This window comes from Microvirga terrestris (genome assembly GCF_015694425.1).
GTDB classification, from domain to species: domain Bacteria; phylum Pseudomonadota; class Alphaproteobacteria; order Rhizobiales; family Beijerinckiaceae; genus Microvirga; species Microvirga terrestris.
The window spans coordinates 501,002-525,548 of sequence record NZ_JADQDN010000001.1; the positions used below are offsets into that span (position 1 = coordinate 501,002).

The 24,547-nt window shown below is 60.0% G+C and carries 26 protein-coding genes and 4 tRNA genes; 18 read left to right on the plus strand and 12 right to left on the minus strand.

The genetic code is table 11. The features are described from left to right. Positions 1–3: 3 nt before the first annotated feature. Entirely contained in the window at positions 4–2,448 is a 2,445-nt protein-coding gene (locus I2H36_RS02285) for a glycosyltransferase family protein (protein ID WP_196262260.1), read from the minus strand. Between the two features lie 293 nt (positions 2,449–2,741). Between I2H36_RS02285 and I2H36_RS02290 the strand changes: the two genes are divergently transcribed. Both I2H36_RS02290 and I2H36_RS02295 read left to right on the plus strand, forming a co-directional pair. Then, positions 2,742–3,305: a nitroreductase family protein gene (locus I2H36_RS02290; RefSeq protein ID WP_196262261.1), complete on the plus strand. Its 564-nt coding sequence runs from the start codon at positions 2,742–2,744 to the stop codon at positions 3,303–3,305. Between the two features lie 4 nt (positions 3,306–3,309). Further along, positions 3,310–3,918, plus strand: a complete 609-nt coding sequence (locus I2H36_RS02295) for a flavin reductase family protein (protein ID WP_196262262.1) — start codon at positions 3,310–3,312, stop codon at positions 3,916–3,918. A gap of 116 nt (positions 3,919–4,034) precedes the next feature. Here the strand turns inward: I2H36_RS02295 and I2H36_RS02300 are convergent, their stop codons facing one another. The 4 genes from I2H36_RS02300 to I2H36_RS02315 all read right to left on the minus strand — a co-directional run bounded on the left by I2H36_RS02300 (position 4,035) and on the right by I2H36_RS02315 (position 9,006). Beyond that, on the minus strand, positions 4,035–6,512 hold the full coding sequence (locus I2H36_RS02300) for an Ig-like domain-containing protein (protein ID WP_196262263.1): 2,478 nt from the start codon (positions 6,510–6,512) through the stop codon (positions 4,035–4,037). Between the two features lie 312 nt (positions 6,513–6,824). Continuing rightward, on the minus strand, positions 6,825–7,697 hold the full coding sequence (locus tag I2H36_RS02305; protein WP_196262264.1) for an HpcH/HpaI aldolase/citrate lyase family protein: 873 nt from the start codon (positions 7,695–7,697) through the stop codon (positions 6,825–6,827). Next, positions 7,697–8,176 carry a MaoC family dehydratase gene (locus tag I2H36_RS02310; RefSeq protein WP_196262265.1) on the minus strand — a complete coding sequence of 160 codons (480 nt, stop codon included), beginning with the start codon at positions 8,174–8,176 and terminating at the stop codon, positions 7,697–7,699. The genes I2H36_RS02305 and I2H36_RS02310 overlap by 1 nt, the downstream gene beginning before the upstream one ends. Positions 8,177–8,232: 56 nt before the next feature. Continuing rightward, positions 8,233–9,006: an NAD kinase gene (locus I2H36_RS02315; protein ID WP_196262266.1), complete on the minus strand. Its 774-nt coding sequence runs from the start codon at positions 9,004–9,006 to the stop codon at positions 8,233–8,235. Between the two features lie 49 nt (positions 9,007–9,055). Here I2H36_RS02315 and cutA point away from each other — a divergent pair, with 49 nt between their 5' ends. Continuing rightward, positions 9,056–9,385: a divalent-cation tolerance protein CutA gene (gene cutA / locus I2H36_RS02320; RefSeq protein ID WP_196262267.1), complete on the plus strand. Its 330-nt coding sequence runs from the start codon at positions 9,056–9,058 to the stop codon at positions 9,383–9,385. Here cutA and I2H36_RS02325 read toward each other — a convergent pair. Further along, entirely contained in the window at positions 9,382–10,368 is a 987-nt protein-coding gene (locus I2H36_RS02325; RefSeq protein WP_196262268.1) for an MBL fold metallo-hydrolase, read from the minus strand. The two genes, cutA and I2H36_RS02325, sit on opposite strands and share 4 nt — an antisense overlap. A 92-nt stretch (positions 10,369–10,460) precedes the next feature. After that, positions 10,461–11,267 (minus strand): TrmH family RNA methyltransferase, encoded by an 807-nt coding sequence (locus tag I2H36_RS02330; protein WP_196262269.1) that lies wholly within the window; start codon positions 11,265–11,267, stop codon positions 10,461–10,463. Between the two features lie 164 nt (positions 11,268–11,431). Between I2H36_RS02330 and I2H36_RS02335 the strand changes: the two genes are divergently transcribed. Further along, the gene (locus I2H36_RS02335) at positions 11,432–11,608 is read left to right on the plus strand and encodes a hypothetical protein (RefSeq protein ID WP_196262270.1); all 177 of its coding nucleotides are present in this window, start codon (positions 11,432–11,434) and stop codon (positions 11,606–11,608) included. Positions 11,609–11,993: 385 nt separating this feature from the next. On the opposite strand, the gene I2H36_RS02340 is transcribed toward I2H36_RS02335, so the two are convergent. Continuing rightward, positions 11,994–13,178: a calcium-binding protein gene (locus tag I2H36_RS02340; protein ID WP_196262271.1), complete on the minus strand. Its 1,185-nt coding sequence runs from the start codon at positions 13,176–13,178 to the stop codon at positions 11,994–11,996. Positions 13,179–13,536: 358 nt separating this feature from the next. After that, the gene (locus I2H36_RS02345; protein WP_196262272.1) at positions 13,537–14,013 is read right to left on the minus strand and encodes a MarR family winged helix-turn-helix transcriptional regulator; all 477 of its coding nucleotides are present in this window, start codon (positions 14,011–14,013) and stop codon (positions 13,537–13,539) included. Between the two features lie 192 nt (positions 14,014–14,205). On the opposite strand from I2H36_RS02345, the gene I2H36_RS02350 reads away from it, so the two are divergent. Continuing rightward, complete coding sequence (locus I2H36_RS02350; protein ID WP_196262273.1) at positions 14,206–14,559, plus strand: hypothetical protein; 354 nt, start codon at positions 14,206–14,208, stop codon at positions 14,557–14,559. A gap of 124 nt (positions 14,560–14,683) precedes the next feature. Here I2H36_RS02350 and I2H36_RS02355 read toward each other — a convergent pair. Then, a tRNA-Thr gene (locus I2H36_RS02355) sits at positions 14,684–14,758 on the minus strand. 140 nt (positions 14,759–14,898) lie between these two features. On the opposite strand from I2H36_RS02355, the gene I2H36_RS02360 reads away from it, so the two are divergent. Then, positions 14,899–15,204, plus strand: a complete 306-nt coding sequence (locus tag I2H36_RS02360) for a hypothetical protein (RefSeq protein ID WP_196262274.1) — start codon at positions 14,899–14,901, stop codon at positions 15,202–15,204. 75 nt (positions 15,205–15,279) lie between these two features. Here I2H36_RS02360 and I2H36_RS02365 read toward each other — a convergent pair whose 3' ends face one another. Together I2H36_RS02365 and I2H36_RS02370 are read right to left on the minus strand one after the other, a co-directional pair. Next, positions 15,280–16,998, minus strand: coding sequence for an MFS transporter (locus I2H36_RS02365; protein ID WP_196262275.1), 1,719 nt, complete (start codon positions 16,996–16,998; stop codon positions 15,280–15,282). Positions 16,999–17,237: 239 nt separating this feature from the next. Next, positions 17,238–18,062, minus strand: coding sequence for a TrmH family RNA methyltransferase (locus I2H36_RS02370; RefSeq protein WP_196262276.1), 825 nt, complete (start codon positions 18,060–18,062; stop codon positions 17,238–17,240). 191 nt (positions 18,063–18,253) lie between these two features. On the opposite strand from I2H36_RS02370, the gene I2H36_RS02375 reads away from it, so the two are divergent. The 12 genes from I2H36_RS02375 to rplL all read left to right on the plus strand — a co-directional run bounded on the left by I2H36_RS02375 (position 18,254) and on the right by rplL (position 24,386). After that, positions 18,254–18,338, plus strand: a tRNA-Tyr gene (locus I2H36_RS02375). Positions 18,339–18,355: 17 nt separating this feature from the next. Then, positions 18,356–18,429 (plus strand) — tRNA-Gly (locus I2H36_RS02380). Positions 18,430–18,549: 120 nt separating this feature from the next. Next, positions 18,550–19,080 (plus strand): hypothetical protein, encoded by a 531-nt coding sequence (locus tag I2H36_RS02385; protein ID WP_210330891.1) that lies wholly within the window; start codon positions 18,550–18,552, stop codon positions 19,078–19,080. Between the two features lie 67 nt (positions 19,081–19,147). Beyond that, entirely contained in the window at positions 19,148–20,338 is a 1,191-nt protein-coding gene (gene tuf, locus I2H36_RS02390) for an elongation factor Tu (RefSeq protein ID WP_196262278.1), read from the plus strand. Between the two features lie 43 nt (positions 20,339–20,381). Then, positions 20,382–20,458 (plus strand) — tRNA-Trp (locus I2H36_RS02395). Between the two features lie 161 nt (positions 20,459–20,619). Then, the gene (secE, locus tag I2H36_RS02400; protein ID WP_036350572.1) at positions 20,620–20,820 is read left to right on the plus strand and encodes a preprotein translocase subunit SecE; all 201 of its coding nucleotides are present in this window, start codon (positions 20,620–20,622) and stop codon (positions 20,818–20,820) included. Between the two features lie 12 nt (positions 20,821–20,832). Next, on the plus strand, positions 20,833–21,366 hold the full coding sequence (gene nusG / locus I2H36_RS02405; RefSeq protein ID WP_183450861.1) for a transcription termination/antitermination protein NusG: 534 nt from the start codon (positions 20,833–20,835) through the stop codon (positions 21,364–21,366). Positions 21,367–21,538: 172 nt separating this feature from the next. Then, the gene (rplK, locus tag I2H36_RS02410) at positions 21,539–21,967 is read left to right on the plus strand and encodes a 50S ribosomal protein L11 (RefSeq protein ID WP_099511377.1); all 429 of its coding nucleotides are present in this window, start codon (positions 21,539–21,541) and stop codon (positions 21,965–21,967) included. A gap of 10 nt (positions 21,968–21,977) precedes the next feature. Then, on the plus strand, positions 21,978–22,679 hold the full coding sequence (rplA, locus tag I2H36_RS02415; protein ID WP_196262585.1) for a 50S ribosomal protein L1: 702 nt from the start codon (positions 21,978–21,980) through the stop codon (positions 22,677–22,679). A gap of 114 nt (positions 22,680–22,793) precedes the next feature. Beyond that, a complete protein-coding gene (locus I2H36_RS20270; protein ID WP_281432962.1) occupies positions 22,794–22,919 on the plus strand; it encodes a hypothetical protein in 126 nt (41 codons plus the stop codon). 521 nt (positions 22,920–23,440) lie between these two features. Beyond that, entirely contained in the window at positions 23,441–23,959 is a 519-nt protein-coding gene (gene rplJ, locus I2H36_RS02420; protein ID WP_196262279.1) for a 50S ribosomal protein L10, read from the plus strand. 52 nt (positions 23,960–24,011) lie between these two features. After that, entirely contained in the window at positions 24,012–24,386 is a 375-nt protein-coding gene (rplL, locus tag I2H36_RS02425) for a 50S ribosomal protein L7/L12 (RefSeq protein ID WP_196262280.1), read from the plus strand. Positions 24,387–24,547: the final 161 nt, after the last annotated feature.

The window sequence follows — 24,547 nt, forward strand, 5'->3', positions numbered from 1 at the left end:
CCGTTACCGGAGCGGGGAGGCGACGGCCGTTTGAATAGGCTCTTCCTCGCTCTTCACGATATCGGAAGCGGCTGCAACAAGATTTTCCAGGGACATGGGCCGGAAGTGGAACTCGACCCGATGACGCCCCGGACCGACCTCGACGCCGCGGAACAGGAGGTTGGCCCGCAGGATTGGGCGGCGATCGCCGTCCACCCAGGCCTCCCAGCCCGGATAGTGGATGTCGTGCAGCACCAGCACGCTGTTGGAGCTGCTTTCGACCTCGATCGTGACCGAGTTCCGCTGGTAGCTAATGATGCGAGCCTCACCCTTGGCGTGTTCCGGCTTCGATCCGGCCGGAGAGTACCGGGCCTTGAGGAGCGGCAGGCTTTCGTAGTCGATGAGGGCTTCCGTCTCGCGGTTGAACTCCGGCAACTCCTCCTCACCAAGCACGGCCTCGGAATCCACCGGGCTCACATGGTGAGCCACATAGGCGCGGGGGCCTGAGGAGTTGAGGCGGTAGATCCACATCCGACCGGTGCCGTAGACGACCTCGGCATCGGCCAAGCGCGGGAAGTGACGCGGCAGCTTGTCGGCAGGGCGATCAAGAACGATGTAGTCGAGCCCTAGCAGGCTCGCGAGTTCGCATTCATAGCCGCGGAAGCTGGTCGGGAACTGGCGAAGGTTGGGGTCTTCCGCGTTCTCCCCCGGACCGATGGCCCGCTCATAATCGGCGAGACGCAAGGGATTGTAGCCAATGATGTCCTCGATGCCGAGTACCATGGAGGCGTTCTGCCAAGCTCCTTTAAGGCCGAGAATTTCCACCCGGGGATACTCGCCACGGGCGTTCCGCTCGGCGAGTTCACGCTTGAGGATCTGAAGGCCCTGCAGCTGTTCCGGCGGCAGCTTGGTGAAGACCGTGTAGCGCTCGGCCGGCTCCGCATTGAGGGCTGACGCCGCATGGCGGCCGATCAGTTCCGCGCCCGTAAACGTCAACAGCACGAGCGCCATGGCTCCCCGCCAGCGTGGAGTGCCGCTCAGCTTTGCAATCACCAGAACTGCTGCGGCCGCTGCTGCAAGGCTCACGCCGATCTCAATGAGAGCCGGGGCAACATGCCCGCCTTTCATGGCGAAGGACAGGGCGCTGGCAATGGCTGCGATCACAAGCCCCAGGGCGAGCAGGGGTTGGAAGGCCCAGAAGCGGCCGAGGACGGCGCGGTTGCAGCGCGGGAGCCCTTCTGCCGCATAGCGATGCACGAGATAGCCGCCCGCAAAGGCGAGGGCGATGTTGATGAGGAAGGTGGCGTCTGCCGGCCTTCGGTAGAGGTTCACGCCTGGCATGTGGTCAAAGATGACCTCGAAGCCAGGAGTGTAGCGCCCAAGGGCGTAGAGCAGGGCGACAACACCCATCACGAGGAAGAACCTGAATTCACGCGCAAACAGGCGCCCGCCGGCGACACCGTGCCAGATCAGCAAGAGGGCCGGGATCGTGCCGATGAACAGGTAGTTCGTGGCCCGGTCGGTCCAAGTCCCTTCCGCGAGGCTGTGCCAGTCTGGCCCCCAATAGTCATAGGTCCAGCGCAGGGAGCCGAAGACATTGCCGAAGAGCACCGTCGCCAGGCTCTCCGGAGGCAGGGACCCCATGGCGGCCACGCCGAAGCCGAAGGAGGGCCGCGTCGAGGTGGCGAGGAACTGCATCGTTAGGACAACGGGCACGGCCATAAGCACTGCGCCGATCGCCCCCATGGTGATCAGAAGTCCCAGCCGGGGCCGGAGATAGGCGATCGACTGGGGAGCGGTCCAGATCCGGTGAACGGCAACCACGATAAGGGTCAGGGCGCAGAGGAAGGCGACCTGATCTCGCCCGATGACCATCATGACCGCGCTCAGCGCGAACAGGATCCCATAGCGGTAGGAGCGGCGGTCGAGCGCTTCTTCCAAGAGCCAGAAAGCAAGGGGAAAGAACCCGTAGCTGAAGATCATGCCCGTATGCTGGAGCCGCGCCGTGGCGGAACCGCCGAGCATAAAGATGAGCGCGGCCACCACGGCCCCGGCCGAGTGCCAGCCGCGTTGGCGGAAGATCGGCACGAAGGCGAGGGCGCCTGGGAGGAAATGGGCGAACACGACCACGTCGAAAACCTGCATGGACGGCTCGGGCATAAGCCAGCCGAACAGCAGCATGGTGGGCGTGAAGAGAAGGGACTGGGGATCGGCCGCCGAGGGGTGGCCGCCGAAATGGTAGGGGTTCCAGAGGGGCAGCTCCCCATGGGCCAGGGCGGTGCCGAGGTAGCGCAGGGTCGGGTAGAACTGGTTTTTGGAATCCCACGGAACAACCGTTCCGGTCAGGGGCCAGCACGAGACGGCCAGCGTCCAGGCGGCCAGGATGAGGCCAAAGGCGATGAGCGTCTCGCGCCTCGACCAAGCGTTGGGGGAAGCGGAACTCTCGGGTCCGAAAATGGATCTCTGCATTGCTTTCAAGCGGCGTCCCGCCGGCTGGCCTTAACCTCAGACAGCGCCCCTCAGGCCTGCTTGTGCAGGCTGCCGAGTCCGCCAGGGCTGAAACCTGCTTGGCGTCTGACCGCACTCCCCCTATACATCCGCTGCTGTTTCTTCTGTGGCAGCGGCCCGCCCTTAGGACGCCTGCGCTCCCTCAAGCGCATCAAGACGGCGAGACGATGGCAGGCCTGAGGCCTACCCTGCTCGCAGACTTCGTGAGCATCCACCTTCATTGTTTCACATTATCCACGCCGGATGAAGAGCCCATGAATGACAGCCTTTCCCGCCTTCTGCAGCGCCGTTCCGTCCCGTCGCGCTGGCTGGGCGAACCGGGGCCGAGCGAGCCGGAAATCGAAACCCTCCTGACGGTGGCCTCCCGGGTGCCGGACCATGGCAAGCTGGTTCCCTGGCGCTTCATCCTCATCCAGGGCGATGCCGGCCAGCGGCTCGGCGAGGTGCTGGCCTCGGTCTTTCAGGCCGACAACCCCGAGGCCGGAGAGGACAAGATCGCCACTGAGCGGGAGCGCTTTGCCCAAGCACCCCTGGTTGTCGCGGTGGTGTCCCGCGTCGTGCCGCACGTGAAGATCCCCGATTGGGAGCAGGTTCTCTCAGCCGGCGCCGTCTGCATGAACCTTCTGAATGCCGCATCTGCCCTCGGCTACGGCGCCTCCTGGCTCACGGGCTGGGCTGCCTTCGACCGGCGGGTGCTCGACGCATTGGGGCTGAAGCCCGAGGAGCGGATTGCCGGATTCATCCATATCGGCACGGCCAAGGAGACGCCGGGCGACCGGGATCGGCCCAGCCTCAACGACATCGTGACGCGGTTCTAATGTGATGTTCTACGAAACCTCCACCAACGCTCACGGCCTGCCGCACGACCCGTTCAAGGCCATCGTCACGCCGCGTCCCATCGGCTGGATCAGCGCCATGAGCGCGAAGGGGGAGGTGAACCTCGCGCCCTATTCATTTTTCAATGCGGTCTCCGAGCGGCCGCCCATGGTGGCCTTCTCCTCGGCGGGCAAGAAGGATGCTCTCACCTTCATCGAGGAGACGGGCGAGTTCGTCTGCAGCCTGGCGACCTATGACCTGCGGGACAAGATGAACCTCACCTCAGCACCTCTCTCTCGCGGCGAGAACGAGATGGAGCACGCGGGCCTGAAGGCCGCACCGTCCCGTCTGGTGAAGCCGCCCCGGGTTGCCGAGGCGCCAGCAGCACTCGAGTGCAAGTGGCTCCAGACCGTGCCGCTCACCCCCATAGGCGGCGGAGATCCGTCTTACTATCTCGTGATCGGACAGGTGGTCGGGGTCTACATCGACGACCGCTACATCATCGACGGCCTCGTCGACACGGCTGCCATGCGCCCCATCGCCCGATCCGGCTACCGCGACTACTTCGTGGCGACCCCGGAGACGAAGTTCTCGATTACCCGGCCTGGGGGCTGAGCGGCCTCGTCGCAGGTGGCAGAGCCGGCACGATTTAAGTCAGCAACAAGAAAGCGGCCTACAATGGTTTCTTATCGCGGGCCGCTTCATCTTTCAGGCTTTGATCGTCATCAGACTTAGATGACGAAGAAATCCTTGTAGGTCATGGCGAGCTTCTTCGAGAGCTGAGCGATCTCAATCGCCTTGCCCTTGCCCGAACCATCGGCATCGTAGGCAAGCACGCCCTTCTTGCTGTCATAGATCATGTAGTCGTTTTTTTCCTTGGCCTTGGAGCCTTTGACGAAGAAGTCCTTCTTCAGCTGCGTCGGTTTGACTTCAGAACCAGCCTTGCCGAGCTTGGTGAAGATCTTGTTGTCTAGCCAGATGCTGTCGTCCTTCACGGAGAAGTCGGCGATCTTGTCAAGGTTGCTCTTCTTGTTCGGCTTCGTGTCGAATACGAAGATGTCCTTGCCCGATCCGCCCGTCAGCTGATCGTTACCAAGACCGCCCCAAAGCCTGTCGCTGCCTGAGCCGCCCTTGAGTAGATCCGAAGAGGGTGAGCCGGGAATTCTCTCGTCCGTATCGTCATTCACCTGGATGACGAATGTCTTCTGGTAATTGGCATTGTACCCATCCTTCACCTGGATGATCAAAGTGTGCGCGGTCGCTTGCTCATGGTCGAGCCTGACACCGTCCTTGACCACAAGCTGGCCGTCGCTGATCGCAAAGCGCCCGCCAGCATCGTCCACCAGAGAGAACGCTAGCGCGTCACCATCGACGTCAGATCCTGTCAGCGTGTCTATAACCGTTCCAGCTGCGGCGTTCTCGTCAACACGGGTCTCTGAAAGAACGATGTCATGCGGTCTATCGTTGACCGAGTTAACGGTAATTACGAAGGTCTCCGGCAGGCTCTTTGCGCCTTCGGTATCGATCACTTGGTATTGGAACGTCACTGTACCATTGAAGTTGGCTGCCGGCTTGTAACTGAAGGTTCCATCGTTATTGAACGTCAGGCCTGGGACAGGCTGCACCAGCGCATAGGTCAGCTTATCGCCATCGATGTCGGTGCCGGAAGGGACTTGCCCGTCAATTTCCGTGTCTTCGAGGCCAGATAAGGTGTTGCCCACTTGTGAAGCCTCGGGGGCATCGTTTTGCCCTCTAATTGTGACCGTGACGGTCATGGTCGCACTTCCATCCAGGGATTCGACCGTCAGATTCTGATGAATCTGCTGGCCCTCCTTCAACGATTGCACGGTGCTGTTAAGCGTGAAGCCCCACTCGCCGGTCATGCTGTTGAAGGCAAATGTCCCATACTCTTTCTGAAGCCCGCTTTCTCCGACAGCCTTGAATCTGTTTTCACCCCAGTCGCCATCCTCGACTGTGATCAGGCCGCCGACGCTGAGTAGGTCACCCTCGTTCATGAAGCCCGAATTGGTACCGGTGATTACAGCATCGTAGGTAGCATCAATGGCTCTGTCGACCATGTCGAGCGCGGCGATCAAGGCATCAATGTCGAGAAATGAACCGCCCTGGCGTATCATCTGCATCCTTGCAGCCAGTTCCGCCAGATAAGCCTCATCGTCGAGATGCGAACTGACTTCGCTCAGGTTGACTGTATAAGCTTCGTCTTCAAGCTCATCCGCGCGGGCAATCGCATCCAGATCGCCGCTGTCGCGCCATTCAGCGATCAGATCCTGCCGTTGTTGATGAAGGCTTGCGACATGGAGGCTCAATGCTTCCGCCAAAGTGCCGGCGTTTTCTGAGCCGTTGATGACCAACAGAGCTGAGAACTGCCCATGGCCGATGTCGATCATTTTCTCGACGGCTGATGTGATTTCCTCATGCGAGATGAAGTCTCCAAACAATGTCCTGATCTCTGCCACTCCAAGCCCGATAGCGTGCTCATAGCTGCCGTCAACAATGAGCTGAGTGAGCTTGGCGAGGTGATCTGGATCGAGCAGGGCTGATGCATGGTCCTTGATCGCGGCGAGCATCGCCTCCCAATCTGCTGCTTCGTTGAAGGACGCCATGATGCTCTCATATCCGAGTACATCAGTTGCATCACCGAGAGCTTGGACGAGACTGTCGAGATCGTCGAACGCTCTTTGGGCTGACCACATTTCCGCCGCGAGGTCGTCGAGGTAAGCTCCATCGCCAATACGAGCAGCGATATTCCTGAAAACGATTGTATAGGACTCGGTGGCGAGTTCGGCCGCTCGTGCTCTGACGTCGGGATCATCGCTCAAAGACCATTCTTGAATGACGCTCTCGCGGTCATCGTAAAGCGACTGCACCCGCTCAAGTCCGGCACGCATATCCTCCACACTGGACGCTGTCTCAAAGGCCAAGACAAATTCCCACTTGGCATATTCCACATCGATCTGCCGCTCTACGACAGCCTTGATTTGCGGGAGGGATGTGAAATTCCCGAACAAGGACTTGATTTCATGGACGCCAAAGCCGAGCGCTTGCTCGCGGTCTTCCTCGTCGGCCAGATAACCTAGTTTCTCGATGTGAAGTCCATCGAGCAGTGCCTCGGCATTGCTCTTGATGGCGATTAAGGCCTCATCCCAAGTAGCCGCTTCGTTGAAGGCCTCAACAATACTATCGGACATCCCACATCCCCTTTGCCTGTCGGCGTGGCGTCTTTTGACGATGCCAGGAACATTTCACTCGCGATCTGTCATCTATGCAGCTCAGGAGTGTAGATCCCAATATATCGATAGGGGGCGGAGCGATTGTCGACTATCTGTTTGAAGAGGATTGGTGCCGTTTCTATCTCTTAGAAAGAAGTTTGTTTATCAAATATTGCCAAGGCCGAAGCTAAATTGCTGGTTTAATAACTTTAAATTGTCGAAACTAGGGTGTTCTACTTAAAGTTATTGTAATTAACGTGGGGCTCTGTTTGGGTTCTAAGGCGGGTCCCATTACCGCTTGCCGGCACGCCGGAGGAGGCGCTCAGCGCGTAGCAGGTGCGGTCGATCCAGCATCTCGCCATTGACGCCGACAACGCCTGTTCCAGGATTGGCTTTGAAAGCCTCGATGACGGCTTGGGCCCGTTCCACCGCTTCCTGCGAGGGCGTGAAGGCTTCGTTGATGATCGGCACCTGCGCCGGATGAATCGCCATCTTGGCCGCGAAGCCATCACGGCGAGCCTTGCGGCATTCCATTTCCAGCCCTGACATGTCGCGGAAGTTGGTGAAGACGGAATCCACCGCATCGACACCGGCTGCCGTGGCGCCCAGGAGGGTTAGGGAGCGGGCGAGGCGGTAGGGGTCCGTATAGGCGCCGTCAGCACTACGGTTCGTCTCGGCGCCGAGATCGGCCGACAGATCCTCGCCACCCCAGGCAATGCCCATGAGGCGATGGCTCGCGCCGGCGAAGGAGCCGAGCGCAAAGACGCCTGCGGCATTCTCCGTCGCGATGGCAAGGATGCGCGTGACGCCATCCTCCAAGCCGAATTCGGCTTCGCGCACAGCGAGCTTGGCGCCGAGATGCGCCACGTCTGTGCCGCCGATCGTCTTCGGCAGCACGATTCCATCGGGGCCCGCCTGCATCACGCCGTCGAGGTCCGCGTCGATAAGGCCTGTGGTCAATCCGTTGACACGTACGAAGAGACGCGGGCGCTCGGCCTTCGTGCGTTGCTGGTCGAGAAAATCCGCAGTGACGCGGCGGGCTTCTTCCTTGGCGGATAGAGCGACCGAATCCTCAAGGTCGATGAGAAGGACATCGGCTCCGGAGGTCAGGCCTTTCTCGAGTTTCCTGGCGCTGTCGCCCGGAACGAAGAGCAGGGAGCGCATCAGGCGTTCCTCTTGCGCATGAAGGCTTGACGGCGACATTCGGCCACGAGAGTGCCGTCCTGTTTGTAGGCCCTGTGAATGAACTCCACGATTCCGGCGTCCGAACGCGACTTTGACTCGCGCTTGGCCACGATCTCAGTCGTCGCATTGATCGTGTCGCCCTCGAAGAGTGGAGCCGGGAATTTCACATCCGTCATGCCGAGATTGGCGATGGTGGTGCCCACCGTCGTGTCGTTGACGGAGATGCCGATGAGCAGGCCTAGAGTGAACAGGGAATTCATGAGCGGCTTGCCCCACTCCGTCTCCGTGGCGCAGAAATGCGCATCGATGTGGAGCGGCTGCGGGTTCAGGGTCATGTTGGAGAACAACATGTTGTCCATCTGGGTCACCGTCCGGGTCAGGCGGTGATTGATGATGGTGCCGACGGTGAAATCCTCGAAGTAGAGGCCGCCTCTCGGATGCCTGCTTTCATCGCTCATGATGGTGACCTCTGATTCTCAAGCCAGCACGTTGAAGCCCGTGCCTTCTGCCATCGTCAATAGCCGAACTGCTCCCGAAGGATGCGCTCGTCAAGGCTGTGGCCGGGATCGTGCAGCATCACAAGATCCACGCTGCGGTCCATAGAGACATCCACCCGGGAGACATTGCGGAATTCGGTGTGATCGGCAACCGCGCTTACCGGGCGATTGCCGGCCTCCAGAACCTCGATCTGGATCTTGGCATAGTCGGGAAGAAGGGCGCCGCGCCAGCGGCGCGGACGGAAGGCCGAAATCGGCGTGAGGGCGAGCAGCGGGGCGTTCAGCGGCAGGATCGGCCCGCCGACCGAGAGATTGTAGGCTGTCGATCCAGCAGGGGTCGCCACCAGGATGCCGTCGGCACTGAGTTCGGGGATGCGCACCCGGTTGTCGACGCTCACCCGCAGCTTGCCCGCCTGATAGGTCTGGCGCAGCATGGAGACCTCGTTGATCGCCCGCGCGGTGTGAGCCACACCGTGCACGTCCCAGGCCACCATCAGGAGTGGGTGAACCACGCTTCGGCCAGCCGCTTCGAGACGGTCGAACAGGTCCTCCTCCCTGAAATCGTTCATCAGGAAGCCGACTGTGCCCTTGTTCATGCCGTAGATGGGTTTGGCCGTTCCCATGAACCGGTGGAGACTCTGCAGCATCAGGCCGTCGCCACCGAGGGCTACGATGACGTCCGCCTGCTCAGGCGCAACGTTTGTGTAACGATCCTGCAAGGCTTTGAGCGCGCTCTGCGCGTCAGGCGCGGCACTGGCCACGAATGCGATGTTGTTGAAACGGCGGGCCATGCCCAGTTACCCTCGCTGCGTCCGGTCGGATGCGGAGGAAAGGCATAGCATGGATCGCCCACTTCTCGTCTATACGACCTTTCCCGATGTGGACATCGCCTTGTCGATCGGGGAGGGGCTGGTCCGAGACCGGCTGATTGCCTGCATCAATGTGCTGCCGGGGATGCGGTCCGTCTATGCCTGGGAGGGGGCCGTCGAGCAGGGGCAGGAGGCTGTTGCCATCCTGAAGACCCGCAAGGGCCTTCAGGATCAGGTTCACCAAGCGCTGAAGGAACGCCATCCTTATGAGACGCCGGTCGTCCTCTTCATCGAGCCGACCGGCGGGGATGCGGCCACCCTGGAGTGGCTTTTTGCGGAGACGGCTGCAAACCGTGCCTAGACGGCCGGATTCCACTGCACCGGTACGAAGCGGAAGCCGTTGCCATCCTTGGCGATGTGGCCTGTGGCCGGGAAGGGGGCATGGTAGAAGGCGACCTGCGCCCGCTCGGATGCTGCCATGTCGAGCATCCGGCGGCGGGTGGCCCGAGCCTGGTCGGCGTCCATGTCGAACACGGCCGCCCAATCCGGATTGCGCACAAACAGGGCCGGGTGGTTCGTGACGTCGGACATGATCATCAGCTTGCCGTTGCTGGAGGAGAGCATGTAGGCCGTGTGGCCGGGCGTGTGTCCCGGTGCTGCCACAGCGGTCAGGCCCGGCACGACCTCCTTGTCCATCTCGTAACGCTTCACGTTGTTGGCGATAGGCCCGAAGACGCGGCGGACACCCTGGAAGGCGCCCTTCATGCCCTCTGGCGCCTGGTTCATGCGCGCATCGTCCATCCAGAAGGTCCACTCGGCAGCCGGCACCATCACCTCGGCATTCGGGAAAACGGCGGTGCCATCTTTCAGGCGCAGGCCGTTGATGTGGTCTCCATGGAAATGGCTGATCACGACCGTGTTCACCTGGGCTGGATCGAACCCGGCAGCACGGAAGTTCGCCATCCAGCGGCCGGAGGTCGGCGCGCCCATATCACCGTTGCCCGTATCGATCAGCGTCAGACGCCCGCCATTGTTGAGCACGAGCGTGTTGAAGGTGATTGGCAGTGCGTTGCCAGGGATGAACGCCTCCTGCATGGCCTGCTGGACTTGGGACAGTTCCGCATTGCGGACGAAGCCTTCGAGGGGGCGTTGGGCGAAGCCGTCATTGATCGCTGTGACCTCGATGTCGCCGACCTTATAGCGGTAGAAGCCGGGGGCCTGGCGCGAGCCGGACCCTTGAGCGGGAGCGGGTGTCGAGGGTGAAGTCTGGGCCAGGGCAGGCCCGGCAACGGGAGTGATGGCAAGGGCAGTGCTGGCAAGAATGGTGCGGCGTGTGATGGTCATGAGCGTCTCCAGGCTTGGGACCAAGACCCTAGAACGGCCCCGCTTGCATGCAAGGGCACATGCTTTCACAAGTCAGCGAGCGCGAGAGCGCTTCAACCCTTATTTGCCTGCGTGAGATGGTGCAGGGCGATGCCGCTGGTGGTGGCGACATTCAGGGAATCGAAGCCGCCGCTCATAGGGATCGACACGGCCCGGGTCCGCGCCAAGAGCTCCGCAGGCAGGCCAGGGCCCTCCGCTCCCAGGAGCAGGGCCATGCGGCGGGAAGGCTGGACCCTAGAGAGGGTTTCCGCTCCGGACGGGGAGAGAGCAATCACTTCAAAGGAAGCCTCTTCAAGCGCCCGCACCAAGGCATCGGCTGATGAAGTTCGTGTGAAGGGGACCACCAAAGCTCCGCCGACCGACACGCGGATCGCTTTGCGGTAGAGCGGATCGCAGGTCTCCTGGTCGAGCAGGATTGCATCCGCCCCGAACGCGGCCGCATTCCGGAAGATCCCGCCGACATTGTCGTGGTTGGCAAGGCCGACCATTCCGACCACCAGGGCTGTCTCCGGCAGATTGGCGAGGAGGACGTTGATCGGAGGCAGCATTGGACGCCGGGCGACGGCGAGAATGCCACGGTGAATCGGGAAACCTACGATCGCGTCCATCACCTGCCGGTTCGCGACGTAGACAGGCACCTCGGATGGCAGGACGTCGAGCGCAACGCTCAGGCCCTCCACGCGTCCTTCCCCTAAGAGAAGAGATTCAACCTCGAAGCGGGACTGCTGCCTCAGCAGAACTCTCAGGACCACCTCACCCTCGGCGATGAAGCGGTGTTGGCGTCCCAGGAGATCCCGCTCACGCACAGCCCGGTATGCTTCAATTCGCAGGTCGTCAGGATCTGAGATGGCAGTCAGCATGGGTTCCGATCAGTGAAGCGGGCGTTTGTCGGCATTCTGCCTGTCTAATGCCGGAACTCGGCTTTGCCTATGCGTCGTTGCCGAGCGGAACAACGGGTTTGCATTCCGGTTAGCCCTGCAAGGACAGTCGAGGCCGCTTTAGGCGGCCCTTCGCATGGAGCAGGATGATGTGGGATATAGCCGATGGTTGGGTCTGGGGACTGGTGATAGTCGGCGGCCCGCTGCTGATCGGCATCTTCATGGCCGTTGCCAGCAGTCGACGCCGCAGACTTAGCCGAACCGAGCAGAAGGTCTCTGATGAGGTCGCGCACAAGAATTGGGGCAAGGAGCAGATACGCTGAGGACTGGAGCTTCAGTCCGTGTGATGCTCTAGCCGGTGTTGCCTCGGCTCATCGGCTGTGATTTGTTGCTCAATCGATTTGACGCCTGTGGGGCTTTGAGACCTCCAGACGGCTGTCACATGAACGGGCGATCTCTCGTGACAGACGCGTACTCATCACTCCGGCAATGACCGCAGAGGCAACTGCAGCCGAGCCCATCACGTTCAGCAGGAATACCTCCATGAATGCCTCCATACAGCCCGAGGCAGCTTAGGTATGGGCATGGAAAAACTCCGCATGGGCAGGTGGGCTACCCCGCTGGGTGCAAGATTCTCGAAAAGGGTCGGGAAAGTCCCAGCATTCACGGGCACCAAATACCTCCAGCCTGCTGGGCTAAAGTACCTTTCTAGACGATGTAAAAATCCTTGTTGGTCATAGCAAGTTTCTTCGAGATTGTTGTGAAGGCTGTCGATGCTCCCTTTCCTGAACCATCGGCATCGTAATACAGAACGCCACTGTCCTTATCGTAGATAATGCGATCATCCTTATCGTGTGCCTTACCCGAATTGTTGCTCCAGAAGGCATAAGATTTGAGGGTGCCGTTCGCCCCGACTTTCGTGAAAACGGCATTGTCCAAGCGAATGGTGTCGTCGATGACCCTGAAGTCCTTGATGGCATCCTTGTTGGTGTACTTGTTGGCTTTGGTGTTGAAGACGAAAGCATCCCTGCCTGTGCCGCCGTATAGGACATCGTTTCCATTGCCGCCGTACAGATGATCATTGCCTCCCTGGCCGTAGAGCTTGTCATTTCCCCCGTAGCCCTTGAGGATATTGCTGCCGGATGTTCCATAGAGAGTGTTGTTGCCTGCATAAATGGCTTCTGCACTTGCAGGAGACGACGGAGGCAAGGGTGAAGATGGAGGCGGTACGGGGAGCAGGCTGGAGAGGCTGAAAGTTCCGTCGTCAAAGTAGAAGGCTTCAACGCCATAGACGACGTCGACGCCCCACCCACCCGTTCTGTCTATGATCGTTACCGATCCGTCAGCATTGGTGGCAAAGGTGTAGTTGGTGCTGACACCACCGAAACTGGCAGTGTCATAGCCATTTCCTCCGACGAGGAGGTCATCGCCGCCTCCGCCACCTAAAGTATCATTTCCTTCGTTACCATAGAGGGCGTCATCGCCGAGATACCCAACGACCAAGTCATCCCCGTAACCTGCCTTTATGACATCAGCATAGTCATTGCCGTAAAATGCGTCGTGTCCCGGATTGAGGCGGACGTACCATGCTGCAGAATTCAGATCAGAGATAGTCGTTTGAATGTTGACATCATCAATTTTGAGAACAGCTTCGCCTCCTTGGAAGTAATACATATCTTCGAGAAGAAGCGTGTTGTTGTCATTATATAGAAAGTAGTTGACGCCTAAGGCGTCAAACGATGCATATCCATAAGCATCGAAGATTATAGTGTTGTACCCTTGATAAAGAGTCCCGGTCAGCCGGTCGGCGGGCATGTAGCCCCAGCCCTCGTCTGTATAACCGGACATATCAAATCCGGCTCCCCAGGAATTCGAAATATCGAAGACGGCCATGTTTTCTCTCTATATGATGCAAGTATCCAGGCTAATGTTTGTGCCTGTTGCGTCAATAATAGAGTTATTGGCTCTTCAATGAAGAAGGATTACTACTTTGATGCTCAAAAGAACTACTTGAAGTGAGGATTTGATCTTTTTTGCAGCAGAATACTCAATAGGATTATACGCGAGAGAAATATTCCTCCATTGGGACCGTTCGCATTCTTGGGCAGACTCCACCGATTGGGTACAGGAAGAGCATTGAGGCAACGCTAGGCAAGAAGTCCTTCTCTTTCGCTTTGACAAGAGGCTGAAGCGCAAAAGATGAGGGTGCAATCTATCGCTTGGGGGAGGCGCTTGACCTCCAAGATGCTAATTACCGCTGCTGTCCCGGGTGAGCGTTTAGACTCTCACGGAGTGCGTTGAGCTGATCCATAAGGACTTTGAACTTCTCAGCGTCCAAGCCAGTCGCGCACACGACCTCGTTCCAGACCTTCAGCGCTGGTGCCTTAAGGTCATGGCCTTGTTTGGTCAGGCTTACCCGAACCTGCCGTTCATCATGAGGGTCGCGCGTCCGACGGACGATTCCGGCGCTCTCAAGCCTCTTTAGGAGTGGCGTAAGCGTTCCGGAGTCGAGGTGCAGGTGCTGACCGATCTCTTTGACGGTCACGTTGTCTCCCTGCCACAGGACGAGCAGTACAAGGTACTGCGGGTATGTCAGGCCAAGGGGATCAAGTAGGGGCTTATAGACACGGTTGAAGGCATGAGCCGTTGCATAGGTTGCGAAGCATAGCTGGCTTGAAAGCTCCAGGATTGAATCTGAGCCGCTGTGAGGCGGATTCTTTGTGGTCATGACAATCACCTGATCATTGCGTCAACGCTTTTATATTGCGTGCAAGATAATTGTTCAATATTTGGATTGCGCACAATATAATTGTTCGCTACAAAGACGAGGTTGGTGCGTCTCGTCTTGGACTGCCGCCCTCTCAAAGCGCCGGTTGAAGTGACCGGGCCTTGAGGCGCCATTTGGATCATGGAGAAGATAATGTCGCAGCCTTGTACGACGCTCGGCGATGCCGAAGCGCGACCGCCCCCCTGTCGTGACTTCGTTGAGCAACAGATTGTCCGAGCCTATGTCCGGCTGATGTTTACCCCAGATCAGGGCAACGGTTCTCGGACCATCACCATCATGCGGATTGGCAGCCTTGATGTACGGTTGACCGAGCACCACCAGAATTATGATTTGCCGACTTTTCCGCCATTGTGGGTGGAGCTTTATTCCCCAGAGAGCAACTCAATCATTGCCTATTGCGGCTGCTATGAGTTTGACGAGGACGAGCTTGATAGCGCTGTAGAATTGGCGTTGTCGGCATACGCACGGCTTGCGAGCTTGCAATGATGCGGCAAGGCCCGACAGGAAATTAGCAGGAGCGTTGGGAAGAAGTGTAGTCTCATGTGTGGGAGTGAGACACGCGTTAAGTGCTTGTCTTACCTCAAGGTATTGACCTTCAACGAGGAAGGGATGGTGCCGGTGGAGAGGATCGAACTCCCGACCTTCGGTTTACAAAACCGCTGCACTACCGCTGTGCTACACCGGCCGACTTCATTGGGCTGAGGTAGCAGTACGCGGAGCCGGACGCAAGTTCCATGCAAACGGAAATATTAAGTGTCCCAGCGCACCGAAACCAACCTCCAATTCTGGGATTGTAAGGCAAACAGCAATCACGGAGTTGGTGCCATGAAGGCCTCAGGGGCTTCTGTTCAGTGGAGGATCCCGCCGCAAGGCGGCCTCAAGCTTCTCGCCGTTCTCACGATTTTTGCCGGTGCAGGCCTGCTCGGGGCAGCTGAAGCTGCCCCGGCGAGCCATGGCGTGGCAGCAAAGCCTTCCAAGGAGGCGGTGACATCCGTTTCCGCTAGGGATGTGGAGACCACGTCGTCAGTCCAGCCCATCACGGGCAGCGATGCTTATTGCGACATCTCTCGCAAGCGTATGTTTGTTGAGGGTGAGGGTTGGATCGTCCGCCGCGTAACCACCTGCTACTGACGGACGGCGTTTGCCCAACGAAAAGCCCCGCCGTTCGGCGGGGCTTTCCTGTTTGGTGAGCGGGTCGTCGGAAGCTTAACGCCTCACGCCGGCACCCTCGTAGGTCATGATATCTCGGTCCTTGGTCTCTGGCACGAAGAGCAGGCCGACCACGAAGGTCACCAGGGCAATCACGATCGGGTACCACAGACCGTAGTAGATGTCGCCGGTAGCCGCCACCATCGCGAAGGCCGTGGGAGGCAGCAAGCCGCCGAACCAGCCATTGGCGATGTGATAGGGCAGGGACATCGCGGTGTAGCGGATACGGGTGGGGAAGAACTCCACCAGGGCGGCGGCGATCGGGCCGTAGACCATCGTGACGTAGATCACGAGGATCGTCAGGATGCCGATGGCCTTCAGAGCCTGAGCATTGCCGAGGGCATCGAAGAAGCCGCCGACCTTCAGGATGGTCGGATCGCCTGCCTTCGGATAGCCCGCTTCGCCGGCCGCGGTCGTAAAGGCCGTGATATTGGCCGGAATGGCCGGAGCGATCGGAGTTTCCTTGCCGTTGAACGTGACCTTCGCGGGCGAGCCTGCCGGAGCAGGGACAAGCTCATACTTGACCGCAGCGCGGGCGAGCGAGACACGAGCGACATCGCAAGGCGCGGTGAAGGTACGGATTCCCACCGGGTCAAACACCGAGCCGCAGGTTGCAGGATCAGCCACAACCTGGACTTTCGCGGTCTCGAGAGCCTGATTGAGGCGTGGGCTGACCACGCTCGTCAGGGCCCCGAAGAGCGGGAAGTAGGTGATCGCCGCGATCAGGCAGCCGCCGAGAATCACCGGCTTACGGCCGATCTTGTCCGACAGGGCACCGAAGAACACGAAACCGCCTGTGCCGAGGATCAGCGACCAGGCGATGAGCACGTTTGAGGTGAGCAGGTCGACCTTCAGGATGCTCTGGATGAAGAACAGGGCGTAGAACTGGCCCGTGTACCACACCACGGCTTGGCCGATCGCAAGGCCGACCAGGGCGATGAGCACCATTTTGGCATTGCCCCACTGACCGAAGGCTTCCTTCAGCGGAGCCTTCGACTGTGTGCCCTCGTCCTTCATCTTCTTGAAGGCAGGCGATTCGTGCATCTGGAGACGGATCCAGACCGAGATGGCAAGGAGCACCACGGAGAGGAGGAACGGGATGCGCCAGCCGGCAATCGGCCAGCCTTCGCCTGTCTGGAAGCCCTGCTCGCCCATCCAGGTGCGCAGCACGAGGATGACAACAAGGGACAGCAGCAGACCGACGGTTGCCGTGATCTGGATGAAGCTGGTGTAGAAGCCGCGACGGCCCACCGGGGCATGCTCGGCCACATAAACCGCAGCGCCGCCGTACTCGCCGCCGAGGGCGAGGCCCTGGAGCATGCGCAGCGCGATCAGGACGACAGGAGCGATCCAGCCGATCTGGTTGTAGCTGGGCAGCAGGCCGACCATGAAGGTCGAGAAGCCCATGATCAGGATCGTCACCAGGAAGGTGTACTTGCGGCCGACGAGATCGCCGATGCGCCCGAAGAAGATGGCGCCGAACGGGCGCACCAGGAAGCCAGCCGCGAAGGCCAGGAGCGCGAAGACATTACGGGTCGTCACGTCAAAGGCGGAGAAGAACTGCGCGCCGATGATCGTGGCGAGTGAACCGTAGAGATAGAAATCATACCATTCGAAGACAGTGCCGAGGGAGGAGGCCAGGATGACCTTCCTCTCCTCCTTCGTCATCGGCCGCGGCGCGGCGGCCGAATGCGGCGTGGTTGCTGCTGTTGCCATAGGGTTCCCTTCCATTCATGTGCCCGGTCTGATTCCGGGTTCTGGGCCGCAAGCCCGAATGTCGAGCTTTGAGCCGAGGCATCATGACTGCTCCACGCAGCCAAGAATCCATCGAACGGGAGGCTACCTCCGGGCTTTCTTTCCACAATTCCCAATTGGTATTTGCGACTTCCGTCTAAGAAGTTACGGGCGAGTCGATATTATTTAAATTATTCAGTCTCTTAGATGAATGGCCGGCCCTATTTGTTAACGTTGCGGAATGCGCCTTTGACCACAGCGAAAAGGGAAATGGCGGCGGCATTCGAGACGTTGAGGCTTTTGATAGCGCCAGGCATGTCCAAGCGTCCGATCACGTCGCAACATTCCCGGGTCCTCTGCCTCAAGCCTTTTCCTTCGGAGCCGAGCACGAGAACAACCGGCAGGCGGATGTCGATCTCATCCAGATTGGCCTCGCCCGAGGAATCGAGCCCGATTCTCTGATAGCCGCGCTTGCCAAGGGCTATCAGCGTGTCGCTGAGGTTGCGGACGATCATGAAAGGGACATGCTCGAGGCCCCCTGACGCGGATTTGGCCAGAACGCCGGTTGCGGCGGGGCTGTGCCGGGCCGTCGTGATGATGGCTTCAACATCGAAGGCCGCTGCCGTGCGGAGGATGGCGCCCACATTGTGCGGATCGGTGATCTGGTCGAGGGCCAGCACGACGCGCTTGCCGCTCAAGGTATCGACCGATGGAGAAGGTAGAGGATCGGCCTCGGCATAGAGCCCCTGATGGACCGCATCCGGCTCCAAGAGACGATTGATCTCGTCAGGCCGGACAATCTCGGGTTCGATGGGCAACAACGTGCCAAGCTCCTCGCTCAGGCGGCGGGCGGAGTTCTCGGTCGCCAGAAGGCGGCGAATCGTGCGCTTGCCGTTACGCAAGGCCTCGAAGACCGGATGCCAGCCATAGAGGATGGTCGTGTCGATCTCGAAATTCGGCCGCCAGGCTTTGGGATCTCGGCGGGCCTGTTTCCCATGACGGCGCTGGAATCGGGGCTTGCTGGAGGGGAAGGGGCGCTCGCTCATGCTCTTTGGATCTCACGTGTTATCCGGACGCCATAGCACAAGGAGCGGCCATTCACGACCGTCCGATTTCGGTGCGCTTTGAGGTTGACACCGGCCATCCACCTCACCATAAGAGCGCCACGGAGCGCCGAGCCTAAGGCGAAGCGGTCCGCGGAACAGCCTCGGCGTTGTGCGTTCGGGTTGGGTTCTAAGGGGGAATGTCCCGAGCGGCAAAGGGGGCGGACTGTAAATCCGCTGGCTATGCCTTCGTAGGTTCGAGTCCTACTTCCCCCACCACCCAATCAAACTGGCATGCGGGTGTAGCTCAATGGTAGAGCAGCAGCCTTCCAAGCTGAATACGAGGGTTCGATTCCCTTCACCCGCTCCAATCCCCTAATCCATCAAATCTTCTCTTCCGAACCTTGGTGCTTTTATGTTTCTCAGATGCATCGTTGTAGCGTTAACATGTGCATTTCTGGGTGGATGTCTTTCCGTCCCGCCCCACGATTTGGCTGCCCAAGATCTTGGCCGATACAGGATCGTCGAGGTTGCTGTGGAAGGTGCGGAGAGCATCCGGTCGTGGCCCACGGAGGAGGAGCGTTTCGTTCAATCCGGCGTTGTCGATGCCGCCACGGCTGATCGGATCAGATCTGAGCCTGCCACGAACTTTCCGCAACTGGGAGCGCATTTCAAGCAGGTATTGACGGCGCGGCTGAAGGACGAATTTATTGGCCTAACCGCGCCGGTCTTTGCCGGAAATCAGCCGGCTACTGCGGTGGTTCGTGTGAAGACATTCGACATTCCGTCCATTGCGCGACGTGCCTTCGTCGATAATACGGCCAAGTTCCAGGCCGATATCGAGATCCGCGACAAGGCAACCGGGCGAGTTATTTTGCGATACGATGGACGCTTGCAGACGAAACCGCTGATTGGCGGCGTGGCGACGGGTATCGCTTTGGCTTTCGAAGGTCCAGATCTTGGTTATTCAATGATCACCGATTATCTGTCCGCCTATCGAAACTGGCTCTTGCGTAACTGAGCAAAGAGCCCTATTGGGCGGCACGAGTTTGCCGTTCAGGTATCAAGCGTGTCGAGGATCTAAGGACATGGCGAAGGAAAAGTTTGAGCGCAATAAGCCGCACTGCAACATTGGGACGATTGGTCACGTGGACCATGGCAAGACGTCTCTGACGGCGGCGATCACGAAGGTTCTGGCGGAGTCGGGCGGGGCGACGTTTACGGCCTACGACCAGATCGACAAGGCGCCGGAAGAGAAGGCGCGCGGGATCACGATCTCGACCGCGCACGTGGAGTACGAGACCAAGAACCGTCACTATGCCCACGTGGACTGCCCCGGCCACGCCGACTACGTGAAGAACATGATCACGGGTGCGGCCCAGATGGACGGCGCGATCCTGGTGGTGTCGTCGGCCGACGGCCCGATGCCGCAGACCCGCGAGCACATCCTGCTGGCCCGCCAGGTGGGCGTGCCTGCTCTCGTGGTGTTCATGAACAAGGTCGACATGGTCGACGACGCCGAGCTGCTTGACCTGGTTGAGCTCGAGGTGCGCGAGCTTCTGTCGAAGTACGACTTCCCGGGCGACGACATTCCGATCGTGAAGGGCTCGGCTCTTTGCGCTCTGGAGGACCGCCAGCCTGAGATCGGCCGCGATGCGGTGCTCAAGCTGATGGCCGAGGTGGATGCCTACATCCCGCAGCCGGAGCGTCCGATCGACCAGCCATTCCTGATGCCGATCGAGGACGTGTTCTCGATCTCGGGCCGCGGCACGGTGGTGACGGGTCGCGTGGAGCGCGGCATCGTGAAGGTCGGTGAGGAAGTTGAGATCGTGGGCCTGAAGGCCACGGTCAAGACGACGGTCACGGGCGTCGAGATGTTCCGCAAGCTGCTCGACCAGGGCCAGGCGGGCGACAACGTGGGCGTTCTGCTGCGCGGCACGAAGCGCGAGGACGTGGAGCGCGGCCAGGTGCTGTGCAAGCCGGGCTCGATCAAGCCGCACACGAAGTTCAAAGCCGAGGCCTACATCCTGACGAAGGAAGAGGGCGGTCGTCATACGCCGTTCTTCGGCAACTACCGTCCGCAGTTTTACTTCCGCACGACGGACGTGACGGGCGTGGTGACGCTGCCGGAAGGCACCGAGATGGTGATGCCGGGCGACAACATCACCATGGAGGTGACGCTGATCGCGCCGATCGCCATGGAGGAGAAGCTGCGCTTCGCCATCCGTGAGGGCGGCCGTACCGTCGGCGCCGGCGTCGTCGCCGCCGTGATGGACTAAATGAGATCCAGGTGGCGGGTTTCCGCCACCTGTTGACCGCCGGAGGAGTGTAGCTCAATCGGCTAGAGCACCGGTCTCCAAAACCGGGGGTTGGGGGTTCGAGTCCCTCCACTCCTGCCAGCGGTCGACAAAGCGGACGTTTTGCTCTAAAGAGCGGTCCGCAGATGGTTTGAACAGGTGGCGCGAGGCTTGAAAACAGCCTCGCGCCCCTTCAATTTGGGCACAAGCGTGCCTCAGAGGACGTTCGTCGCCGCTCTAAAAGGTGGCGCGGGCGCAGAAAAATGGCGAAGACGAACCCGTTCGATTTCATACAGCAGGTCCGCTCGGAAGCCGCGAAGGTGACCTGGCCGACGCGCAAGGAGACCATGATCACGACCGCCATGGTGTTCGTGATGGTGGTGCTTGCCAGCATCTTCTTTCTGGTCGTCGATCAGGCGATCGGCTGGGGCGTTCGCTCGGTGATCCTTGGGCTTGGCGGTTAAGGGGTGGATGCAATGACGAAGCGTTGGTACATCGTCCACGCCTATTCGAATTTCGAGAACAAGGTCGCCCAGTCGATCAAGGATCAGGCTGCCCAGCGTGGTCTCGAGGACAAGTTCGACGAGGTCATGGTGCCGACCGAGAAGGTCGTCGAGGTGCGCCGCGGCCGCAAGGTCGACACCGAGCGCAAGTTCTTCCCAGGCTATGTCCTGGTGAAGTGCGACCTGACCGACGAGGTCTATCACCTCATCAAGAACACCCCGAAGGTGACGGGTTTCCTGGGTGCCGACAAGTCCAAGCCGGTTCCGATCCCGGATCGTGAGGCCGAGCGGATCAAGGGCCAGGTGGCCGAGGGTGTCGATCATCCGAAGCCTTCCGTGAGCTTCGAGATCGGCGAGCAGGTCCGCGTCTCCGACGGGCCGTTCGCCTCATTCAACGGTGTTGTCGAGGAAGTTGACCACGCCCGGGCCCGCCTCAAGGTGGCGGTGTCCATCTTCGGCCGCGCGACGCCGGTCGAACTCGAATACGGTCAGGTCGAAAAGGTCTGATCGGCGGGAAGTGGCACTTTATTGGTGGCACTTCTCAGGTCCTCTGAGAGGACCTTTCATCCGCGGGAGGTCTGCCCGGTCGCCAGCCGGGCCTTCATAAGGCCGCACCGCGATCTGCAACTGCCACTTTGCTCGGTTGGCTCCGGGCGAGTGGTCCAATAGGAGCAGTCCTATGGCAAAGAAAATATCGGGCTACGTTAAGCTTCAAGTGCCCGCAGGCGCAGCCAACCCGTCGCCGCCGATCGGTCCGGCGCTCGGTCAGCGCGGCCTGAACATCATGGAATTCTGCAAGGCCTTCAATGCGAAGACCGCGCAGATGGAGAAGGGCACCCCGATCCCGGTGATCATCACCGCGTATCAGGACCGTTCCTTCACCTTCGAGATGAAGCAGCCCCCGGTCTCGTACTGGCTCAAGAAGGCCGCGAAGATCGACAAGGGTTCGCAGACCCCCGGCAAGGGCGGCAATGTCGGCCGCGTGACCCGCGACCAGATCCGCGAGATCGCCGAGAAGAAGATGGTCGATCTCAACTGCGACACCGTTGAATCCGCCATGGCCATGATCGAGGGCTCCGCGCGCTCGATGGGCATGGAAGTGGCATAAGGAGGGCATGATGGCTGTGAAAGAAGGTAAGCGCATCCGCGCCGCCCGCGAGGGCGTTGATGCCACCAAGCTCTACCCGATCCAGGACGCGGTGAAGCTGATCAAGGAACGCGCCAAGGCGAAGTTCGACGAGACCATCGAGATCTCGATGAACCTCGGCGTCGATCCCCGCCACGCCGACCAGATGGTCCGCGGCGTCTGCAACCTGCCGAACGGCTCCGGCCGGACGGTTCGCGTGGCCGTGTTCGCCCGCGGCGCCAAGGCCGACGAGGCCAAGGCTGCCGGAGCCGATATCGTGGGCGCCGAGGAGCTGTTCGAGACCGTCAACGGCGGCACGATCGAGTTCGACCGCTGCATCGCCACCCCGGACATGATGCCGCTCGTCGGCCGTCTCGGTAAGGTTCTTGGGCCCCGCGGCCTGATGCCGAACCCGAAGGTCGGAACGGTCACCATGGACGTCAAGGGCGCCGTCGAGGCTGCCAAGGGCGGCGCCGTCGAGTTCCGCGTCGAGAAGGCCGGCATCGTCCATGCCGGCATCGGCAAGGCCTCCTTCGACGAGGGCAAGCTCGTGGAGAACATCAAGGCGTTCGCCGATGCGGTGTCCAAGGCCAAGCCCACGGGCGCCAAGGGAACCTACATCCAGCGCGTCGCCGTCTCCTCGACCATGGGCCCGGGCGTGAAGGTCGATCCTTCGTCGGTGCTCAACGGCTAATCATCCGGTCGGTCAGACTTTGAGAAAGCCCGGCGTCCGCGCCGGGCTCTTTAGTACAGGGCTATTGCCTACGAGGTTCTTGGCTATCACATTGTTACGGTGAGGGTCGTGGGCATGTATGCCATTCTAGACATGATCAACTTTATTGCCGATCTAGGGCAGGTGGTCAGTGCGCTTTGTGCCATCGTTCTCGTCTTCGTGGGCAGGTTGACCATCCGGAACTTTCTCGGGAAGCTCTGAGGGTTATATAGTTCCATCCGCGCTAGCTGATCAGCCTCCGAGCAGCCGCTGCACTTAGCCCAAGGCCAGGGCGACCACGAAATCCTTAAACTTATCCTACCCTGCCCCTTGGCAAGAGGGGGAAAAAGGATTATAGGGTTTCTTTGAGTTTCCAACATAGGCCGAGGCTCCGCTTTTGCGCGGGCGTTAGGCTGATAATCCGTCCCGGAGACGGGACGGTGACAGGCCGGCGAGCCAAGAGGCAACTTTTGGCGCGTTCCGGCTATGTCCTGTCCAAGACTGCAGGTGCCGGCTTAGCCGGTTTAATTCGAAAGGGCCTGCATAGACGGGGAAGCCGAGTTTACAATCTGCTTAACGCAGGTGACGGGAGTCGGTTCGAACCATCTCACCCGGTGCGCCGCCAGGCGTCATTTGGGGGACAGGGCTTGCGAGAGCGTCGTTCAGGATGCCTCGGATGCAAGTCCGGGCCTTGAACGGCAAATGCAACCGGCGGATATTTTCCGCCAACCGGAGAGAGCCCAGTGGAAAGAGCAGCAAAGCGCGAGCTCGTCTCGACTCTCAACGACGTGTTTTCGAGCACGAGCGTTGTCGTCGTCGCCCACTATGCTGGCCTCACGGTCGCCGATATGCAGAAGCTGCGCGCGCAGATGAAGCAGGCCGGCGCCACCGTGAAGGTCGCAAAAAACAGCCTCGCCAAAATCGCTCTCGAAGGCAAGGACGTCGCGTCCATCTCGGGCCTTATGAAAGGTCCGACCCTGATCGCTTATTCGAGCGATCCGGTCGCGGCGCCCAAGGTCGTTGTTGATTTCGCCAAGGGGAACGACAAGCTCGTCATCCTCGGTGGCGCAATGGGCACGACCGCCCTGAACGTGGACGGAGTGAAGGCACTTGCCACTCTGCCGTCCCTTGATGAACTGCGCGGCAAGCTGGTCGGCCTTATCCAGGCTCCGGCTACCAAGATCGCTCAGCTCAGCACTGCGCCGGCGGCGAAGCTCGCCCGCGTATTCGGGGCCTATGCCAAGACAGGCGAAGCGGCGTGAGGCCGTACCTCAAAACCATCAATCGTTCGAACTGAACCTAAGGAACTAAGACATGGCTGATCTTGCCAAGCTCGTTGACGATCTTTCGTCGCTGACCGTTCTCGAGGCCGCTGAGCTCTCGAAGATGCTCGAAGAGAAGTGGGGCGTTTCCGCCGCCGCTGCTGTTGCCGTTGCTGCTGCTCCGGGCGGCGCTGCTGCTCCGGCTGCTGAAGAGCAGACCGAGTTCACGGTCGTTCTTGCCGCCGCCGGCGACAAGAAGATCGAGGTCATCAAGGAAGTCCGTGGCATCACGGGCCTGGGCCTCAAGGAAGCTAAGGACCTCGTCGAAGGTGCGCCGAAGCCCGTCAAGGAAGGCGTTTCCAAGGACGAAGCCGAGAAGATCAAGGCGACCCTCGAAAAGGTCGGCGCCAAGGTCGAGCTCAAGTAATTTTGCGGCCTTCATGGCCGCAGGGTTACCCCCGAGAAATCGGGGCTCAAAGCACACGGTCCCAGGCGTTTTTGCCTGGGGCCGTTGTGTCGTCAAAGAGGCCGGGCTTCTTTGATGATGTTTAGAAGGGCTCCCTGAGAGCCCGGATTGGTTCGAAAACC

Bases quoted from the DNA above. Each gene is read 5' to 3' on its own strand.
- tuf (WP_196262278.1), top strand. From the start codon at position 19,148: ATGGCGAAGGAAAAGTTTGAGCGCAATAAGCCGCACTGCAACATTGGG.
- I2H36_RS02285 (WP_196262260.1), bottom strand. From the start codon at position 2,448: ATGCAGAGATCCATTTTCGGACCCGAGAGTTCCGCTTCCCCCAACGCT.
- I2H36_RS02315 (WP_196262266.1), bottom strand. From the start codon at position 9,006: ATGGCCCGCCGTTTCAACAACATCGCATTCGTGGCCAGTGCCGCGCCT.
- rplA (WP_196262585.1), top strand. From the start codon at position 21,978: ATGGCTGTGAAAGAAGGTAAGCGCATCCGCGCCGCCCGCGAGGGCGTT.
- rplL (WP_196262280.1), top strand. From the start codon at position 24,012: ATGGCTGATCTTGCCAAGCTCGTTGACGATCTTTCGTCGCTGACCGTT.
- I2H36_RS02300 (WP_196262263.1), bottom strand. From the start codon at position 6,512: ATGTCCGATAGTATTGTTGAGGCCTTCAACGAAGCGGCTACTTGGGAT.
- I2H36_RS02325 (WP_196262268.1), bottom strand. From the start codon at position 10,368: ATGACCATCACACGCCGCACCATTCTTGCCAGCACTGCCCTTGCCATC.
- I2H36_RS02295 (WP_196262262.1), top strand. From the start codon at position 3,310: ATGTTCTACGAAACCTCCACCAACGCTCACGGCCTGCCGCACGACCCG.
- I2H36_RS02335 (WP_196262270.1), top strand. From the start codon at position 11,432: ATGATGTGGGATATAGCCGATGGTTGGGTCTGGGGACTGGTGATAGTC.
- I2H36_RS02360 (WP_196262274.1), top strand. From the start codon at position 14,899: ATGAAGGCCTCAGGGGCTTCTGTTCAGTGGAGGATCCCGCCGCAAGGC.
- I2H36_RS02350 (WP_196262273.1), top strand. From the start codon at position 14,206: ATGTCGCAGCCTTGTACGACGCTCGGCGATGCCGAAGCGCGACCGCCC.
- I2H36_RS02345 (WP_196262272.1), bottom strand. From the start codon at position 14,013: ATGACCACAAAGAATCCGCCTCACAGCGGCTCAGATTCAATCCTGGAG.
- cutA (WP_196262267.1), top strand. From the start codon at position 9,056: ATGGATCGCCCACTTCTCGTCTATACGACCTTTCCCGATGTGGACATC.
- I2H36_RS02310 (WP_196262265.1), bottom strand. From the start codon at position 8,176: ATGAGCGATGAAAGCAGGCATCCGAGAGGCGGCCTCTACTTCGAGGAT.
- I2H36_RS20270 (WP_281432962.1), top strand. From the start codon at position 22,794: ATGTATGCCATTCTAGACATGATCAACTTTATTGCCGATCTAGGGCAG.
- secE (WP_036350572.1), top strand. From the start codon at position 20,620: ATGGCGAAGACGAACCCGTTCGATTTCATACAGCAGGTCCGCTCGGAA.
- I2H36_RS02330 (WP_196262269.1), bottom strand. From the start codon at position 11,267: ATGCTGACTGCCATCTCAGATCCTGACGACCTGCGAATTGAAGCATAC.
- I2H36_RS02290 (WP_196262261.1), top strand. From the start codon at position 2,742: ATGAATGACAGCCTTTCCCGCCTTCTGCAGCGCCGTTCCGTCCCGTCG.
- nusG (WP_183450861.1), top strand. From the start codon at position 20,833: ATGACGAAGCGTTGGTACATCGTCCACGCCTATTCGAATTTCGAGAAC.
- I2H36_RS02365 (WP_196262275.1), bottom strand. From the start codon at position 16,998: ATGGCAACAGCAGCAACCACGCCGCATTCGGCCGCCGCGCCGCGGCCG.
- I2H36_RS02305 (WP_196262264.1), bottom strand. From the start codon at position 7,697: ATGCGCTCCCTGCTCTTCGTTCCGGGCGACAGCGCCAGGAAACTCGAG.
- I2H36_RS02340 (WP_196262271.1), bottom strand. From the start codon at position 13,178: ATGGCCGTCTTCGATATTTCGAATTCCTGGGGAGCCGGATTTGATATG.
- I2H36_RS02370 (WP_196262276.1), bottom strand. From the start codon at position 18,062: ATGAGCGAGCGCCCCTTCCCCTCCAGCAAGCCCCGATTCCAGCGCCGT.
- rplK (WP_099511377.1), top strand. From the start codon at position 21,539: ATGGCAAAGAAAATATCGGGCTACGTTAAGCTTCAAGTGCCCGCAGGC.